We start from the raw sequence: 16,477 nt of genomic DNA on the forward strand, positions 1-16,477 counted from the left end.
CGCCGACCTGGATATCGGCATTCGGCGCCGTGAAGCGCAGCTCCAGGTTGCCCGCCTTGCCGCGGCCATAGGCCACGCTGCGCAGGCCATTGCGCAGCAGTTGCACCGGAATCGCCTGATCCTTATCGGTCAGCAGCGTCACTTCCGAGGTAAAAGGGAACACGCGCGTTACCTGCCCGACCACGCCCTGATTGTCGATCACCGGCAGGCCGAGCGCCACGTCATGACGGGTGCCGCGGTTCAGAATGATCTTGCGGCTGTTGACATCCCGCGCGTCGTACAGCACCTCGGCCAGCATCGACTTGACCGGCACCTGCTCGCGCGCATCCATCAGCTTGCGCAGTTGGGCGTTTTCCGCCGCATGCAGCTGTGCCGCCTGCAAAGCCTGCGAACTGAGTATCTGCTGACGCTTCAACTCGCGCACCTGCTTTTCCAGCGACGACAAGGTGGAAAAATAATCGCCGACGCCGAAGATGGCGTTGCGCGGCACCAGCGCCGCCTGCTGCAGGGGCGTCAGCACCGCACCGGCGACAAAGCGCGCCTTTTCCAGCAAGCGCGCATGCGAGTCGATCAACAGCAGTGCAATCGATATGCACGCGAACACCGTCATCTTGACCCGGGCCGAAGCGCCTTGCTTGAAAAGTGGCGGAGGACTGTATTCCATGACTTCCAATAATCCGGCGCTCGCGCGCCATCGACACACATCCTAAAGCACCGGGGCCGCTTGCTGCGGCCCCGGGGAGATCATCACTCGTAGGAGAAGATCGAGCCCAATTGGTCCATACGCTCCAGCGCCATCCCCGAACCGCGCACCACGCAGGTCAGCGGATCTTCGGCCACCAGCACCGGCAGGCCGGTTTCTTCCATCAGCAGGCGATCCAGATCGCGCAGCAGCGCGCCGCCGCCGGTCAGCATCATGCCCTTCTCGGCGATGTCGGCGCCAAGTTCCGGCGGGGTCTGTTCCAGCGCATTCTTCACGGCCGAGACAATGTTGTTCAGCGGGTCGGTCAGCGCTTCCAGGATCTCATTCGACGAAATGGTGAACGAGCGCGGGATACCCTCCGACAGGTTGCGGCCCTTGACTTCCATTTCCTTGACTTCCGAGCCAGGGAAGGCGGAGCCGATGGCTTTCTTGATCGCTTCCGCGGTCTGCTCGCCGATCAGCATGCCGTAGTTGCGGCGGATGTAGTTGACGATGGCTTCATCGAACTTGTCGCCGCCCACGCGCACCGAACCCTTGTATACCATGCCGCCCAGCGAGATGATGCCCACCTCGGTGGTGCCGCCGCCGATATCGACCACCATCGAGCCGGTGGCGTCCGACACCGGCAGGCCGGCGCCGATTGCCGCCGCCATCGGTTCTTCGATCAGGTACACCTGCGAAGCGCCGGCGCCCAGCGCGGATTCACGGATCGCGCGGCGTTCCACCTGGGTCGAGCCGCACGGCACGCAGATGATGATGCGCGGCGACGGACGGAAGAACTTGGAGTCGTGCACCATGCGGATGAATTGCTTCAGCATCTGCTCGGTGACGGTGAAGTCGGCGATCACGCCGTCCTTCATCGGACGAATCGCTTCGATATTGCCAGGCACCTTGCCCAGCATCTGCTTTGCTTCTTTACCGACGGCCTGGATGGTCTTCTTGCCATTTGGACCGCCTTCCTGGCGGATCGCGACGACCGAGGGTTCATCCAGAACGATGCCCTGGCCGCGAACGTAGATCAGAGTGTTGGCCGTACCCAAGTCGATGGCCAGGTCGGAGGAAATATAACGACGTAAAAAACCAAACATTAAAGTGTCCTGTGGCGCTACCTAGTATCGACTAGCGTGCGCGTAATCCGTTGAGTGAGAAATCCGTGTCCCGGATGCGGCGGCAGCAATCATTCAGCGCCGGCAACGCATCAACCCGCCATTCTACCTTATAATTTGACTGCGATTTATCCAAAATCCACCCAAAAGTGTCATGCCTGAGGCCAGCTTTTAAGCGGCATTCGTCGGGTTTGCCGACGAATAGGCAGAAATTCAAGTTTTTTTATCAATATCACAATCAAACGCGCGGCCCGCCGCGCCTTACGCCATGTCCCTGACCTTATCCGACGTAACCCGCATCGCCAAACTGGCCCAACTTGAGATGAGCGAGCAGCAGAGCGCCACGGCGCTGGAACAGCTGAACGGCATCTTCGCGCTGGCCGAGCAGATGCAGGCGGTCGACACCGAAGGCGTCGCTCCGCTGAGCCACCCGCTGGCCGCGCACATGAACAACATCGCGCTGCGCCTGCGCGAAGACGTGGCGACCGAACCGAACCGCCGCGACGACTACCAGGCTGTCGCGCCCAAGACCCAGGACGGCCTGTATCTGGTGCCGAAAGTGATCGATTAAGCGTGCAATTAAGCGCGCAATCGCCGTCATCCGCACCGATCACGAATTTGAATAGAACCGCCATGCACAACAAAACCATCAAAGAGCTGTCCGCCCTCCTGCAAAGCAAAGCGATTTCCGCCACCGAGCTGGCCACGCACTTCCTCGACCGTATCGAACGCAGCGACCTGAACGCCTTCCTGCACGTGGACCGCGCGCTGACGCTGGCCCAGGCCGCCGAAGCCGACGCCCGCATCGCCGCCGGCACCGCCACCGCGCTGACCGGCGTGCCGATCGCCCACAAGGATATCTTCGTCACCAAGGACTGGCGCTCGACCGCCGGCTCGAAAATGCTGGCCAACTATGTCAGCCCGTTTGACGCCACCGTGGTGGAAAAATTCCGCGCGGCCGGCATGGTCAACCTGGGCAAGCTGAATTGCGACGAATTCGCCATGGGCTCGGCCAATGAAAACTCGGCCTTCGGCCCGGTCAAGAACCCCTGGGACAAGAACGCCGTGCCGGGCGGTTCCTCGGGCGGTTCGGCCGCCGCCGTCGCCGCGCGCCTGGCGCCCGGCGTGACCGGCACCGACACCGGCGGCTCGATCCGCCAGCCGGCCGCGTTCTGCGGCATCACCGGCATCAAGCCGACCTACGGCCGCGTCTCACGCTTCGGCATGATCGCCTTCGCCTCGTCGCTGGACCAGGGCGGCCCGATGGCGCAGACCGCCGAAGACTGCGCCCTGCTGCTGAACGCCATGGCCGGCTTCGACGAGCGCGATTCGACCTCGCTGGCGCCGGAACTGGGTGGCGTCGACGAAGACTTCACCCGTGAACTGAACCAGCCGCTGACCGGCCTGCGCATCGGCGTGCCGAAGGAATACTTCGGCGAAGGTCTGGCCAAGGATGTGGAAGACGCCGTGCGCGCCGCGCTGGCCAAGTACGTCGAACTGGGCGCGACCCTGGTCGACATCTCGCTGCCGAACACCAAACTGTCGATTCCGGCCTACTACATGATCGCGCCGGCCGAAGCCTCGTCCAACCTGTCGCGCTTCGACGGCGTGCGCTACGGCTTCCGCGCCGAGGGCTACAAGGACCTGCAGGACATGTACCGCAAGACCCGCGACCAGGGCTTCGGCAATGAGGTCAAACGCCGTATCATGGTCGGCACCTATGTGCTGTGCCACGGCTATTACGACGCCTACTACCTGAAGGCGCAAAAGATCCGTCGCCTGATCGCGCAGGACTTCGAAAAAGTGCTGAACGGCCCGGACGCCGTCTGCGATGTGATCATGGGACCGGTGGCGCCAACCGTGGCCTGGGACCTGGGCGACAAATCGGACGATCCGGTGGCCGCCTACCTGGCCGACATCTACACCCTGTCCACCAGCCTGGCCGGCCTGCCCGGCATGTCGATCCCGGTCGGCTTCGGCGCCAAGGACCGTCCGGTGGGCCTGCAGATCATCGGCAAGCACTTCGGCGAAGCCAGGCTGCTGAACGTCGCCCACCAGTATCAGCTGGCGACCGACTGGCACACCCGCGCTCCGGCCGGCATCTAAGAACAACGAATACAGCGAGAATCATATGGAATGGGAAGTCGTCATCGGTATTGAGAACCACGTACAGCTCACTACCGCATCTAAAATCTTCAGCGGCTCGCCGACCACCTTCGGCGCCGAACCCAACACCCAGGCCAGCCCGGTGGACCTGGCGCTGCCCGGCGTGCTGCCGGTGATGAACAAGCAGGCGGTGGATCGCGCGATCCGCTTCGGCCTGGCCGTGGGCGCGAAAATCGCGCCGGCGTCCATCTTCGCCCGCAAAAACTACTTCTACCCCGACCTGCCCAAGGGTTATCAGATCAGCCAATTTGAAGACCCGGTGGTGCAAGGCGGTTCGATGACCTTCGGCTACGAGAAGGATGGCGAATTCGTCACCAAAACCGTCAACCTGACCCGCGCCCACCTGGAAGAAGACGCCGGCAAATCGCTGCACGAGGACTATGCCGGCATGTCCGGCATCGACCTGAATCGTGCCGGCACGCCGCTGCTGGAAATCGTCTCCGAACCGGAAATCCGCAGCGCGGCCGAAGCGGTGGCCTACTGCAAGGCGCTGCACTCGCTGGTGATGTGGCTGGGCGTCTGCGACGGCAACATGCAGGAAGGCTCGTTCCGCTGCGATATCAACGTCTCCGTGCGTCCGAAAGGCCAGAAGGAATTCGGCACCCGCTGCGAAATCAAGAACCTGAACTCGTTCCGCTTCATCGAGGAAGCCGTGCACGTGGAAGTGCGCCGCCAGATCGAACTGATCGAAGACGGCGGCAAGGTGGTGCAAGCCACCCGCCTGTACGATCCGGACAAGAAGGAAACCCGCGAAATGCGCAGCAAGGAAGACGCGCAGGATTACCGCTACTTCCCCGACCCGGACCTGCCGCCGCTGGTGATCTCCAACGCCTGGATCGACCAGGTGAAGGCGGCGATGCCGGAACTGCCGGCCGCCATGCGCGAACGCTTCGTCAGCGAATACGCGCTGCCGGAATACGATTCGCTGGTGCTGACCGCATCGAAAGCCATGGCCACCTACTTCGTGGCGGTGGTGGATGCCGCCGGCAAGGAAAACGCCAAGGCCGCCGCCAACTGGCTGATGGGCGACGTCTCGTCGACCCTGAACCGCGAAGGCGTGGACATCGCGGACGCGCCGGTCAAGCCCGCGCAGCTGGCGCTGATGCTGAAGCGTATCGCCGACGGCACCATCAACAACAAGACCGCAAAAGAGCTGTTCGGCGACATGTGGGCCGCCAAATCGGACGACGACAACCTGGTCGACACGCTGATCGAATCGAAAGGTCTGAAACAGATCTCTGACACCGGCGCGCTGGAAGCCATCGTCAACGAAGTCATCGCCAACAACGCCAAGTCGGTCGAGCAGTACCGCGCCGGCAAGGAAGCGGCGATCAACGCCCTGATCGGCCAGGCGATGAAAGCCTCGCGCGGCAAAGCCAATCCGGCCCAGCTGACCGAACTGCTGAAAGCCAAACTGGCCGGCTAAAAGTCGTCAGGCCGCGACAAGCGCCCACGTTGTGGCCGCGAGTCCGGCCATCGCGGTATCGATGGTCATGGCCGGACGTCCGGCAGTCCAGGCATCCAGCAATACCAGCTGCGCCGCCGCGATCCGGCGTGCGGCCAGTTGCGGCGACAACAACGCGGATCTGCCATGCAGGCGTTCCGCGGTCAGCTGCGACAGGGCGGACGCCAGCACCGGCCGGGTCTCACAGCCGAGCAGCACGGGTGCGATCTGTTGATCTTGTTTGAAATGTTCCAGCACGCGCCGGAGGAGATCTTCGGCCACCGGCGACTGCACCAGGTCGGCGGGTTTGTCCGCTATCGTGCCGTTCGATGGTTTCATCGTGCCGCAACTGGCCGGGCGGTTCGCTGCGGATGCGCCGGAGACAGGGCTCATCCTGCTGCGCGCCATCGGCGTCGCCATCCAGATATTCAGCAAGGCGGGCATACTGGCGCACTGCGCGGCGATATTGATCTGGTCCTGCACGGCATGGAAGGCGAAGCGGGCGCGCGCCACCGCCATCATCGGCCTGCCGGCCGCGCTGCGGCCCGCCGGGCTGCTATTGTTCACCGACCAGGTGCTGCACCCTCAAAGCCTGATGATGATCTTTTCGCTGCACGCGCTGTGGTATCCGGCAGCGGCCAGTGGGCGGCGATGACCTATACATTTTTGTCTACTTTTCCGCAACAAGGATCCAATGCGATCGGATTAAAGTATACAAGCTTGTCTAGAACGACTAATCTACATCTCATCGACAGGAGGCGCTGTGAGCATACCTAAACCAACGGCGGCGGAGCTGGAACTGCTGCAAGCACTGTGGCCGCTCGGGCCGTCCACCGCCAAGCAGGTACACGAGGCCATGCTGGCCGATAAGCCGGATCTGGCCTACGGCACCGTGCTGCGGCTGATGCAGATCATGCACGGCAAAGGCATCCTGACGCGTGACGAGAGCCAGCGTTCCCATGTCTACGCGCCGGCGCAGGCACAGGATGCGCTGCAGACGAATCTGATCAAGGACTTGATGCAGCGCGCTTTTGCCGGCTCCGCCAAGGCGCTGGTGCAGGCGGCGCTGCGCTCCGGCATATCCAAAAAAGAACGTGCCGAAATCGAAAAGCTGCTCAAAGAGGAAGACAAATGAACACTTTCACTTTTGCCCTCGGCTTGACGCTGATGCACTTCCTCTGGCAAGGACTGCTGCTGGGCTGCGCCGCCGCGATCGCACTGGCACTGCTGCGCAACAGGCGCGCCGAATACCGCTACATCGTCGCCTGCGCCGCGCTGCTGGCCTGTCTGGGCTGGCCGGCTTTCGACCTGTGGCAGCGCATGGCCGCACACGTGGCGTACAACGGCGCGGGCATGCACCCGCCATCTTTCGCAATGCGCGACATGCCGGCCGACGCAGGCTGGTTCAGATTGGGCGACTCACTGCGCGCCGTGGTCGGCCTGTGGGCGCTGTGCGCCGCCGCCCTGTCGCTGCGCATGCTTCTCGGCCTGCTGTGGATAGACCGTAAAACGCGCCAGCACAGCGACTGTTCACGGGACGAGCAACAGCATTGGGATGCCGCACTGGCGCGACTGGCCCGGCACATCGGCCTGACGCGCGCGGTGCGCTTGCGCATCATCACCACGCTGGCCAGCCCGGTCACCGCCGGCTGGTGGCGTCCGGTGGTGCTGGTGCCGGCGGCGCTGATCGGCCGTATGCCGCCCGAGCTGCTGGAAGCACTGCTGGCGCACGAGCTGGCGCACATCAAGCGCCACGATTATCTGATTAACCTGCTGCAGAACGTGATTGAAACGCTGCTGTTCTACCACCCGGCCGTTTGGTGGCTGTCGAACCGCATCCGTGTGGAGCGCGAACTGATTGCAGACGCTCTTGCCGCAAGAACGCTAGTCGAACCGCGGCGGCTGGCCCTTGCATTGTCCGAGCTGGAAAAACTCCAGTTCTCCACTCACCAACTGGCCCTCGCGGCCAATGGAGGAAATTTGATGATGCGCATACAGCAGCTGTTACGCCCTGCCCCACAAACACTGAACTGGAAAGCCGCCATCGCCATGCTGGGCGTGGCCACAGCCTGCGTGTCGGTCTACGCCCAGGCCACGGCGGCCGATCAGCAGGCCAGCAAGCAGACCAGCAGTGACTCTTACAAACAGGCCGTGGTCGACTTCAAGAGCTGCGCCAAGCCGGTATGGCCGGACGGCGCCATCGCGGCCAAACACACCGGCACCGTGCACCTGGCCTTCCTGGTCGCCACCAACGGTCAGGTCAAGGCGTCCGAGGTGAAGGAAGGCAGCGGTCATCCCGATCTCGACCAAGCGGCCCGCACCGGCATCGAAAAATGCACTTTCAAGCCGGCCACCCAAGCCGGCCAGCCGGTGGAAAGCTGGGTGCAGTTGCAGTACGTCTGGGTACTCGAATAAACCCTAGTCGCGTACGCCAACCCAGCGGCCATGATCAAGGCGCAGGCGCTGTTTCATTTGCAGTTGGCCTTCGCCTTTCATGATGTAGGCGATCATGGGGAACACTTGCTGCGCCCGGGCTTCTTTCATCCATGGCGCGGCGGCGAATTTGTAGGTGTAGCTGGCGGTGCCGCTGTCCGCATCCCACGCCGTCAGCTTTGCCAGATGCAGCTTGCCGACGCAGAAGTCACCGGCGCGGACGATTTTTTCACCGGTCGGCGACGTTGTCGTGGTGTCGCGCTTGAGGTAAAACTTCCTGCCGGCCTCGGTCAGCGAATAGCGCTCTACCGGCACTTCCTTGCCGTCGCGCGTGGTCATGCCGCTTTCCGCCTGCGCCAGCCCCAGTTGCGCCAGCACCGGCAGCTGGATGGCATCGCGGCTGCCCGCCTCCGCATCGCCCGGCGCCACGTCGATCGGCCAGTCGAATTTGCCGACGCAGACGTCGCCATACTGCGCAAGATATTGCGCCAACCCTTTGGCCATCGCCTTGTCCGGCAGTGATGCGCCGTGCACGGCGCCAGCGGCCAGCATCAGGGCCGCGATCATTACATGCTTCATTTCTTCACCAGATCCGCATCGGTTAATGTGTTGAGAAAGGCTTCCAGGTCTTCCATTTCCTGTTCCGTCATGGCAGGCTTGCTGCCGCGCGCGCGGCCGTCGAGCGGCGCCTGCTTGTCCAGGTTCTCGCGATAGCGCTTGGGCAGGTCGTTGTACTTCTGGACCACACCTTTCACGGTCGGGTACCAGCGTTCCGGCTCCGTGTCGCGCGTGTTGTAGAAGCGGATCACGTCCTTCAGCGTCTTGAACACGCCGTTGTGGAAGAACGCCGAGCGCGTGGCGACATTGCGCAAGGTCGGCGTCTTGAACATGCCGCAGTACTGCGCGCTGGCCGGACGCGGATGGTCGGGACGGTCGCAGATACCCATGTCGTAATATCTGGCGTCGCGATTGGCCGGAATATCCTTGTTGCGCGGCACACCGATCGCCGCATAGGTAAAGTCGGTGAACAGTTTGACGCTGCCGTTCAGGCCCGCGCCGTTGTAATGGCACGCGAAGCAGTTGCCCTTGTTGGGATCACTGTACACGGCGAAGCCGCGCATCTCGGCCGCCGTCAGGTCGCCGCCGATCTTGTTGCTCGAATAGCGATCGTACTTGCTGCTGTAAGGGTGAAAGCTGTTGTCTTCAAGCTGATAAGCCTGCAGCGCATCGAGCGCGCGCAGGAATGCCTGCTTGTTGTCCTTGAAGATGTCGGCGCCAAAGATCTGGCGGAATTGCTCCGCGTACGCCGAAACCTTGATCTTGCGGACCACGTCGTCGGCGCTCTTGTTGGCCATCTCGTGTTTGGCCAGCAGTGGAATTTTCGCCTGCTCCGCCAGCGTGGCCGCGCGGCCGTCCTGAGTATGGCCGCCGCCCGGTCCCGGCGTGCTGATGCCGTCCGGATTATCGAGCATGTCCTCGTATGGGGGCGTGTATTCCTGGTAGCGCAGCGAAGGCACGGCGCGCACGCCGGGTGTCTTCAGTTTGTCGCCGCCGATCTGCACCGACAGGCTGTTGGCCGGCGCATGAGCGTGGGCCGGATCATGGCAGCTGGCGCACGACAGCTTGCCCGATCCGGAAAGGCTTTGATCGAAAAACATCTGCTTGCCGATGTCGGCGGCGGCGCTCAGGGGCGTCGCCACCGGTACGGCGACGGCATGCGCCGTCGCCGCCATCAGCACTAGTATCAGTGCCGATTTCATCTTACTTCAGCGCCCATCCGTTACGCTGGTCAGCATCGGGACCGACCTGCTTGATGGTTGGGTAGCCATTTTTCTGCACGTAGCCAGCCGGGATCACATAGCCGTGATTCATCGGACGCACGGCGTCGAAGTGGGCATCGGCGCTGCCGGCGTATTCCGGCAGGTTCAGGATGTTCGCGGCGATGAACTTCTGGCTGTACTTGGAGCGATTCATGTACGACCAGTCGTCGGCCGGATCGGCCAGCTGGAACATGTCCTGCAGCGTGCGCACCAGCGAGATGTGGCTGTAAGCGTCGCTATCCACCACGCCTTTTGGCGCGGCCGGCTGGTTGTTCAGCACACCGAAGGTCGAGGTGCCGTGGCCCTTGTTGCCCTGCTTGTAGTTGGTGATGACTTCATTCGACACGGTGCCGTCGGCGTTCTTGACCAGAGGGCCGAGCGCCAGCGGCGAGCCGCTGGTGTTCCAGCCGCAGCAGGAGTTGAAGCCGCTGGTGGCGGTGCCTTCGTCGAACATCATGACGATGGCTACGCGCTTCTGCGGGTTGTTCCACAGCGGCGACGCCTGGATCTTCTTGATCAGGAAGTCGGTGTACTTGTCGCCGCGGTAGATCAGCGCATTGCCAGAGCAGTCGCTGGCCGCCTTGGTGGTCGTGCTGCCCGGCATGGTGCCCACCAGGGTCACACCGTGCATGTCGTCGCACTGGTCAGGTTCCAGGATGTTCAACTGGGCGATGTCGCCGCTGGCCAGGTCGTCGCTGAACTGGTCGATGTTCCAGCCGCTGGGCGCGATGGCTTTCAGCGCCTGGTCCCACTGGCCGCCGCCCATGGTGCGGTTATTCGCCAGGAACTCCGGCGAGCTGCGCACGTTCTGGAAAAACACGCTGCCATTGTGCTTGGCGGCGTACAGCGCGCCGGCCAGACGGACCTGCAGGCCAGGCGTGCCGATGGCGCCCACCGGTTCGTCGGCGGTGTAGATGTAATCCTGGGCGACGATGCTGTTGTCGGCAGTGCCGTCCTTACGCCAGTCGGAGCCCGGATTCTTCGACTCGCTGTAGACGCGCCAATTCATGCCTTTGCTGCTCAAGGCGCTGAACAGATTCTGCTTGCTCTTGTGATTGTGGTTGGTGCCGTTGTTGCAGGCGCTGACGCCCGGCGGCAGCGGCAGGTCTTCGATGGCATTGGCATTGGCGCCGGTCGGGTAGCAGTTGAAGGCGCTGTCGTCGGTCACGCCGAAGTCGTCGGCCGAGGCGATGGCCAGGCGGTTAGGCTCGGACGGATTGCCGGTCGAGTAGTAGCTGGTGAAGTGGTTGCCGGCGTTCAGATAGGCGTTGATGCGCGGCGCATACTTGGAATCCTTGATCGACGAGGTGGCCTTGTTTTCCAGGACGATCAGGAACACGTGATCGTAGCGCGGAATGCCTTCCAGATTCATCGCGGCCTGATAGGCTTCCTTCATGCTGATGGCCGGGCCGGTGGCGTTGGCATCGGCGGCCAGCGCGGCTGGCGAGACATCGTGACGGTCCACCATCTTGGCGGCGAAGGCAAAGCGGTTGCTCAGCAGGACGGATTCCTTCAGCACGTCGGCATTGGCGCCGGTGGTATCGCTCAGCACCACGTCCGCGTTCACGCTCAGGCGCGTGGCCAGGCTGTTTTTGGCCGTTTCAAAGCTGACGCCATCATCTTCCATGATGCGGGCGATTTCGGTGGTCAGCGGCGAGATCGCGACCTTGGCCGGCACCAGAGGATTGATCAGAGCGGCGCTGACCTGATCGGCCGGCGCACGCAGCACCATGCGCTGGGCCACGGCTTTACCGTTGTTCAGCGAGGTGGTGGAGATTTCGGCGATCAGCGTTCCCGGCGTGCGGGTGGCCAGCAGGTAGCTGCCATCCGCCTTGGTCAGCGCGCTGGTTTCGCCGGCGTCGCAGGCGCCGTTGTCGTTGGCATCGATGCAGACCTTGGCCGACTGGAACAGTGAGGCGACGGTGTTGGCCGGCGCGCTGCCGCTCGGAGTGTTGGAAATGACCGGGGCGGTGAAGTAGGTGCCCGAGACCACGCCGCGGATGGTGACCGGGGCATTGGCGGCAAACGCCGGCGCCGATAGCGCCAGCACGGCGCCGGCGACGGCGCCCGAGATCAGGGTATTGTTCAACATGATTTATCCGTTTCGTCTGTGGGTGGGCGGGATCAGGCCTGGCGGCGGCGACGGCTGACAGCACCGACCACGCCCAGACCGGCCATCAGCATGGCGATGCTGGTCGGTTCCGGCACCGGCGCGGCGACCAGCGACCAGGTGGCATTGCCGGTCGGGTTGTCCAGCGCCAGCTGATCGCAGTTGCCGTGGCAGTTCAGCGCAAACGCTTCGCTACCCAGCACGCTACTGCCGTTGACGAAATAGAAGTAGTTGTTGACGTTAGCGTAGTCGGTCTGCGGATTGGCGTCGGCGAAGATGAAGTTGTTCTTCGCGGCGTTGGTCGAGACCACCGGGCCGGCGGCACTGTTCCAGTTGACCGCGGCGTCGCTCCACGAGGCGCCAAACAGGGCGCCGCTGAAATCGACCCCGCCGAAGTTGATGTGAACGTCGGAGACGCTCTCCACCAGATCGCCGTTCAAGTGGCCGGACAGGGAACCGCTGATCGCCTGGCCGTCTGCAAAGGTGTAGGAAAAGTTGAAGGTTTCAGCATGCGCGGACACGCATGCCGCAACCAGGATGGCTGCGCTGATAATTTTTTTCATTTCTGGCTACCTAGGGTTGTGGGAGCCGAAATGATGTAATTTGTTTATGACCGAATCATGACGTGGAGCTAATAAACGATATCATTTTTGTTTCGTAATGTATCGGCCTGCGTGATCAGCGCGTCATCCAGGCCAGGATGTCGGCGAAGATCTGTTCGCGATTCAGTTCGTTAAAGTTCTCGTGATAGTTCTGTGGGTGACGCTGATAAGTCAGCAGCCCCGCCGGCACCGACTTGAGCATCGCTCCGGCCGCATCGGCGTCGGCCAGCCTGTCGTCGCCGGCCACCACCGCGAACAGCTTGTGCCGCCAGGCCGGCATGCGCGCCGCCAGTCCCTGCTGCGCGCCGGTCAGCGCGTTGCCGAAGCGGACCGTGATTTCGCTGGCGCGGATGCCCTCACGCTCGTCGGCGTGGTGGCGGGCGGTGATGGCGCTGTCGTGGGTCAGCTGGTCGGTCAGCGATGCCAGCGGCACCTTCATGCGCGGCGCCAGCGCGCCCAGCACGCCGGACAGCGCCACCAGCACGGGCGAGACCTTGATCGCATTGACGTAATACGGCGACGACAGGATAAAGCCGGCGATGGCCGCCTCCCCGGCGAACTGCCGCAATCCCAAATGGGTAGCGATCAGCGCGCCCATGGAATGGCCCATCACATACACCGGCAAGCCGGGATACTGTTGTTTGACCCACTGCAGGAACAGGACGCTGTCTTCGAGGAAGACCTCAAAGCCGGGAATGTCGACGCGGCGCGCGTCCTGGTGGCCGCACAAATCGTAAGCCACGGTGGCGATGCCATGCTGTCTGAAATACAGCGCCGGGGTGACGTAATCGCCGCCATGCGCCATGCCGCCGTGGATGGCCAGGATCACCGCGTGGGGCGCGGCCGGCTGCCACACGTGGACCCGGCGCGGCACGCCCCGCGCGGCGGCGAAGGCGGTCAGCCGGTCCTCGGCAAAGCGGGTCACGGAGTGATGCTGAGATTGATGCCCATTTCGACCAGCATGGCCAGGTCGGCCAGCGCGAAGTCCAGCGCCGGCGTCGACGCGCCCTCCTCGGCGGGGAAGCTCACCCGCAGTTCGGCGGCCACGTCGGCGCGCTCGAAGTGGATGCCGCGCGCCTGGCATTCGGTCAGGTAGAAGCGGATCTGCTTGAGCAGCGCGTCCGGATCCTGCTCGGTGCCAATCGCCACGTAAAAGCCGGAATCGATGCGCACCCGGCCATCCGGCTTGACGTCGCCCTTTTGCCAGTCGCCATGCGGCTCGGTCGGCAGGCCGTCGCGGATGTCTGCCAGACCTTCATCGTCGCCGTGTACTTTGAGTGTTGCGATGTTCATGGATCTGCCTTTTTATTGGTCTCCTACCAAAAATAAGGTTACACCATAGAAATTTCAAAGTCTACCAACATAGCCAATTAAACAATGCCATATTTTCCGCGGTAGGCGGCCACGGCATCCTTGTACTGCGCCAGCTGCGGATCGGCGGCGGCGCCGTTCAGGTAGCCGAACAGATCGTCGAGGTTGCCGATCGAAATCACCGGAATGCCGTACTTCTGCGTCACTTCCTGCACCGCCGACAGAGCGGAAATCTGGCCATCCTTGCCGCCGCGCTCCATGCGGTCCAGCGCGATCAGCACCGCGCACGGTTCGGCGCCGGCGGCGCGTATCATGTCCACCGACTCGCGCACCGAGGTGCCGGCCGAGATCACGTCGTCGATGATCACCACCTTGCCCTGCAGCTTGGCGCCGACGATGGTGCCGCCTTCGCCGTGGTCCTTGGCTTCCTTGCGGTTGAAGGCGAACGAGGTGTTGCGGCCCTTGCCGGCCAGCGCCACCGCCGTGGCCGAGGCCAGCGTGATGCCCTTGTAGGCCGGCCCGAACAGCATGTCGAACTCGACGCCGGAGTCCAGCAGCGTCTGCGCGTAGAACTGCGCCACCCGGGCCAGGGTCGCGCCGTCATGGAACAGGCCGGCGTTGAAGAAGTAAGGGGACTGGCGTCCGGCCTTGGTGGTGAACTCGCCGAAGCGCAGCACGCCCGACTGGACCGAAAACGCGATAAATTCCTGACGTAAATTGTTCATGGTGCCTCATTTCTGTAAAGTGCCGGTATTTTACCGCTACACTAGCGCCTTCAGACATTTCCGCAGCGATTCACCTATGCCTAAAATTATCTCCGCCAACCTGAACGGCATCCGCTCCGCCGCCAAAAAAGGCTTCTTCGAGTGGATGGCCAAGCAGGATGCCGACTTCATCTGCGTCCAGGAACTGAAAGCGCAAGCGCCGGACATGACACCGGAATTCCTCAACCCGGGCGGCTACCACGGCCACTTCCACTATGCCGAGAAAAAAGGCTATTCCGGCACCGGCGTCTACAGCAAGATCGAGCCGGACCGCGTGGTGATCGGCTTCGGCGCGCCGGAATTCGACGCCGAAGGCCGCTACGTGCGCTGCGACTACGGCAACCTGACCGTCATCTCGGTGTATTGCCCGTCCGGCTCGTCGGGTCCGGAGCGCCAGGAAGCCAAATTCCGTTTCATGGACCTGTTCCTGCCGCATCTGCAGCAACTGCATGCCGAAGGGCGCGAGGTGGTGATCTGCGGCGACTGGAACATCGCCCACAAGGAAATCGACCTGAAGAACTGGAAAGGCAACAAGAAAAATTCCGGCTTCCTGCCGGAAGAGCGCGAATGGATGACGCGCATCTTCGACGAAGTCGGCTTCGTCGACGTGCACCGGGGCCTCGATCCGCGCGAAGAGCAGTACACCTGGTGGAGCAACCGCGGCCAGGCCTGGGCCAAGAACGTCGGGTGGCGCATCGACTACCACGTCGCCACGCCGGGCATCGCCGCCAAGGCCACCACGGTCGCGATCTACAAGGAAGAACGCTTCTCCGACCACGCCCCGCTGACCATCGACTACGGCGCGCTGTAAAAATCCGGGGTCAGTTCTGCCAATCGCACACGGGCTCTACTGTAGCGAACGCTACGGTAGAGCCCGTGTGCGATTGGCAGAACTGACCCCGGATTGAAGTTTCCACAATGAAAATTGCGTTGCTGAATCACACACTTTAATGTAACTTTTTGGAAATGACGGTGTTTCATTGTTATCATTAGGGCTTCGCCCAAGATAACCCAGAAACCGTTATGAGCTCGCCTGCCCTGCTGTCCGTCACGTCGTCCGATAACCAGACGATCACCCTGCATTTCGACCGCGTGGTGCATGCCGGCGATAACGCGATTGTCATCAGCAATGGCTTTAGCCAGACTTATCTGACAGCGAACGGGCTGGCTACCCGCATCGTCGGCGCTACCGATAGTCGCACCGTTTCCGGCATGGATCCGCAGATCAGCATCAGCGGCACCGATGTGACCATTCACCTGTCCAGCGCGCTGCAGAGCGGCGGGCACTACAGCGTCACCATGGGCAACGGCGCGGTCATCGATGGCAATGACAACACCAACAGCGCCATCAGTTCCACCAAGCTGTTCCAGTTCGTCGCCAGCGGTACGCCGGCGGTGGTGGCGCCGCCTTCGGCCGTGATCGGCGCCGCTATCCATTTCATCGACAATGGCAACGACACCAGCGACTACGTGACCAGCGTGCGGGAGCAGACCGTGACCGGCACCTTCTCCGGCACACTCGGCGCGCACGATTCGGTGCAGGTTTCGCTGGATAACGGCGCCAGCTGGCATCAGGCCACCATCAGCGGCAATAGCTGGAGCTACAGCGGACAGATCGATACCGGCCACCTGGCGTCCAGCGACGGTAATTACACCAGCGCGCTGTTGGCGCGTGTCGGCAACACGGCATCGCAGAACAGCGGCACGGCCAGCCACGGCTACACGCTGCACACCGCGCAGCCCGCCGCCAGCGTCAATGAAAACGTGAGCTTTTCCGCCGACAGCGGCAGCAGCGATGCCGATCACCTGACCAATGTCGCACAGCAAACCGTCAGCGGCACTTACAGCGGCACGCTGGGCGCCGGCGACAAGGTGCAGATTTCGCTCGACAATGGCAGCAGCTGGATCGACGCCGGCGCCGGCGATGGCCAATGGAGCGCGAACAATATCACCCTGCAGCAGGGCGAGCATGAACTGCAGGTACGGGTGGTGGATGATTTCGGCACCGGCAGCTGCAT

At 62.7% G+C, this 16,477-nt stretch carries 17 protein-coding genes and 1 pseudogene; 8 read left to right on the forward strand and 10 right to left on the reverse strand.

Annotated features, from left to right (window positions below; translation table 11 throughout):
- On the reverse strand, positions 1 to 664 hold a 664-nt coding region (mreC, locus tag E4L98_RS14940), incomplete at its 3' end, for a rod shape-determining protein MreC (protein WP_135202348.1).
- Between the two features lie 83 nt (positions 665 to 747).
- On the reverse strand, positions 748 to 1,791 hold the full coding sequence (locus E4L98_RS14945) for a rod shape-determining protein (RefSeq protein WP_072789105.1): 1,044 nt from the start codon (positions 1,789 to 1,791) through the stop codon (positions 748 to 750).
- Positions 1,792 to 2,077: 286 nt separating this feature from the next.
- Between E4L98_RS14945 and gatC the strand changes: the two genes are divergently transcribed.
- The 3 genes from gatC (at position 2,078) to gatB (ending at position 5,401) form a co-directional block, all read left to right on the forward strand.
- Complete coding sequence (gatC, locus tag E4L98_RS14950; RefSeq protein WP_135202349.1) at positions 2,078 to 2,380, forward strand: Asp-tRNA(Asn)/Glu-tRNA(Gln) amidotransferase subunit GatC; 303 nt, start codon at positions 2,078 to 2,080, stop codon at positions 2,378 to 2,380.
- Between the two features lie 62 nt (positions 2,381 to 2,442).
- The gene (gene gatA, locus E4L98_RS14955) at positions 2,443 to 3,915 is read left to right on the forward strand and encodes an Asp-tRNA(Asn)/Glu-tRNA(Gln) amidotransferase subunit GatA (protein ID WP_135202350.1); all 1,473 of its coding nucleotides are present in this window, start codon (positions 2,443 to 2,445) and stop codon (positions 3,913 to 3,915) included.
- Between the two features lie 25 nt (positions 3,916 to 3,940).
- Positions 3,941 to 5,401, forward strand: coding sequence for an Asp-tRNA(Asn)/Glu-tRNA(Gln) amidotransferase subunit GatB (gene gatB / locus E4L98_RS14960; RefSeq protein ID WP_135202351.1), 1,461 nt, complete (start codon positions 3,941 to 3,943; stop codon positions 5,399 to 5,401).
- Between the two features lie 6 nt (positions 5,402 to 5,407).
- Here gatB and E4L98_RS14965 read toward each other — a convergent pair whose 3' ends face one another.
- On the reverse strand, positions 5,408 to 5,758 hold the full coding sequence (locus E4L98_RS14965) for a hypothetical protein (protein WP_135202352.1): 351 nt from the start codon (positions 5,756 to 5,758) through the stop codon (positions 5,408 to 5,410).
- On the opposite strand from E4L98_RS14965, the gene E4L98_RS14970 reads away from it, so the two are divergent.
- The 3 genes from E4L98_RS14970 to E4L98_RS14980 all read left to right on the forward strand — a co-directional run bounded on the left by E4L98_RS14970 (position 5,739) and on the right by E4L98_RS14980 (position 7,834).
- Positions 5,739 to 6,074, forward strand: coding sequence for a hypothetical protein (locus E4L98_RS14970; protein WP_167761338.1), 336 nt, complete (start codon positions 5,739 to 5,741; stop codon positions 6,072 to 6,074). The two genes, E4L98_RS14965 and E4L98_RS14970, sit on opposite strands and share 20 nt — an antisense overlap.
- A 108-nt stretch (positions 6,075 to 6,182) precedes the next feature.
- The gene (locus E4L98_RS14975; RefSeq protein ID WP_135202354.1) at positions 6,183 to 6,554 is read left to right on the forward strand and encodes a BlaI/MecI/CopY family transcriptional regulator; all 372 of its coding nucleotides are present in this window, start codon (positions 6,183 to 6,185) and stop codon (positions 6,552 to 6,554) included.
- The gene (locus tag E4L98_RS14980; RefSeq protein ID WP_135202355.1) at positions 6,551 to 7,834 is read left to right on the forward strand and encodes a M56 family metallopeptidase; all 1,284 of its coding nucleotides are present in this window, start codon (positions 6,551 to 6,553) and stop codon (positions 7,832 to 7,834) included. The genes E4L98_RS14975 and E4L98_RS14980 overlap by 4 nt, the downstream gene beginning before the upstream one ends.
- 3 nt (positions 7,835 to 7,837) lie before the next feature.
- On the opposite strand, the gene E4L98_RS14985 is transcribed toward E4L98_RS14980, so the two are convergent.
- The 7 genes from E4L98_RS14985 to pyrE form a co-directional block, all read right to left on the reverse strand.
- Complete coding sequence (locus tag E4L98_RS14985) at positions 7,838 to 8,419, reverse strand: SEN1982 family lipoprotein (RefSeq protein WP_135202356.1); 582 nt, start codon at positions 8,417 to 8,419, stop codon at positions 7,838 to 7,840.
- 8 nt (positions 8,420 to 8,427) lie between these two features.
- Positions 8,428 to 9,612, reverse strand: a complete 1,185-nt coding sequence (locus E4L98_RS14990) for a cytochrome-c peroxidase (RefSeq protein WP_135202357.1) — start codon at positions 9,610 to 9,612, stop codon at positions 8,428 to 8,430.
- A 1-nt stretch (position 9,613) separates the two neighbouring features.
- Positions 9,614 to 11,764 carry an alkaline phosphatase family protein gene (locus E4L98_RS14995; protein ID WP_135202358.1) on the reverse strand — a complete coding sequence of 717 codons (2,151 nt, stop codon included), beginning with the start codon at positions 11,762 to 11,764 and terminating at the stop codon, positions 9,614 to 9,616.
- 32 nt (positions 11,765 to 11,796) lie between these two features.
- Complete coding sequence (locus E4L98_RS15000; RefSeq protein ID WP_135202359.1) at positions 11,797 to 12,345, reverse strand: PEP-CTERM sorting domain-containing protein; 549 nt, start codon at positions 12,343 to 12,345, stop codon at positions 11,797 to 11,799.
- Positions 12,346 to 12,460: 115 nt separating this feature from the next.
- Entirely contained in the window at positions 12,461 to 13,309 is an 849-nt protein-coding gene (locus E4L98_RS15005) for an alpha/beta fold hydrolase (RefSeq protein WP_135202360.1), read from the reverse strand.
- Positions 13,306 to 13,677, reverse strand: coding sequence for a hypothetical protein (locus E4L98_RS15010; protein WP_135202361.1), 372 nt, complete (start codon positions 13,675 to 13,677; stop codon positions 13,306 to 13,308). The genes E4L98_RS15005 and E4L98_RS15010 overlap by 4 nt, the downstream gene beginning before the upstream one ends.
- 77 nt (positions 13,678 to 13,754) lie before the next feature.
- Positions 13,755 to 14,420, reverse strand: a complete 666-nt coding sequence (gene pyrE / locus E4L98_RS15015; RefSeq protein WP_135202362.1) for an orotate phosphoribosyltransferase — start codon at positions 14,418 to 14,420, stop codon at positions 13,755 to 13,757.
- 76 nt (positions 14,421 to 14,496) lie between these two features.
- Between pyrE and E4L98_RS15020 the strand changes: the two genes are divergently transcribed.
- A complete protein-coding gene (locus tag E4L98_RS15020) occupies positions 14,497 to 15,270 on the forward strand; it encodes an exodeoxyribonuclease III (protein ID WP_135202363.1) in 774 nt (257 codons plus the stop codon).
- Between the two features lie 206 nt (positions 15,271 to 15,476).
- Positions 15,477 to 16,454, forward strand: a pseudogene (locus tag E4L98_RS31065) (Ig-like domain-containing protein); the annotation flags it as partial.
- Between the last annotated feature and the right edge of the window lie 23 nt (positions 16,455 to 16,477).

Origin of the sequence: Duganella callida (genome assembly GCF_004614165.1) — a bacterium.
GTDB classification, from domain to species: domain Bacteria; phylum Pseudomonadota; class Gammaproteobacteria; order Burkholderiales; family Burkholderiaceae_D; genus Rugamonas; species Rugamonas callida.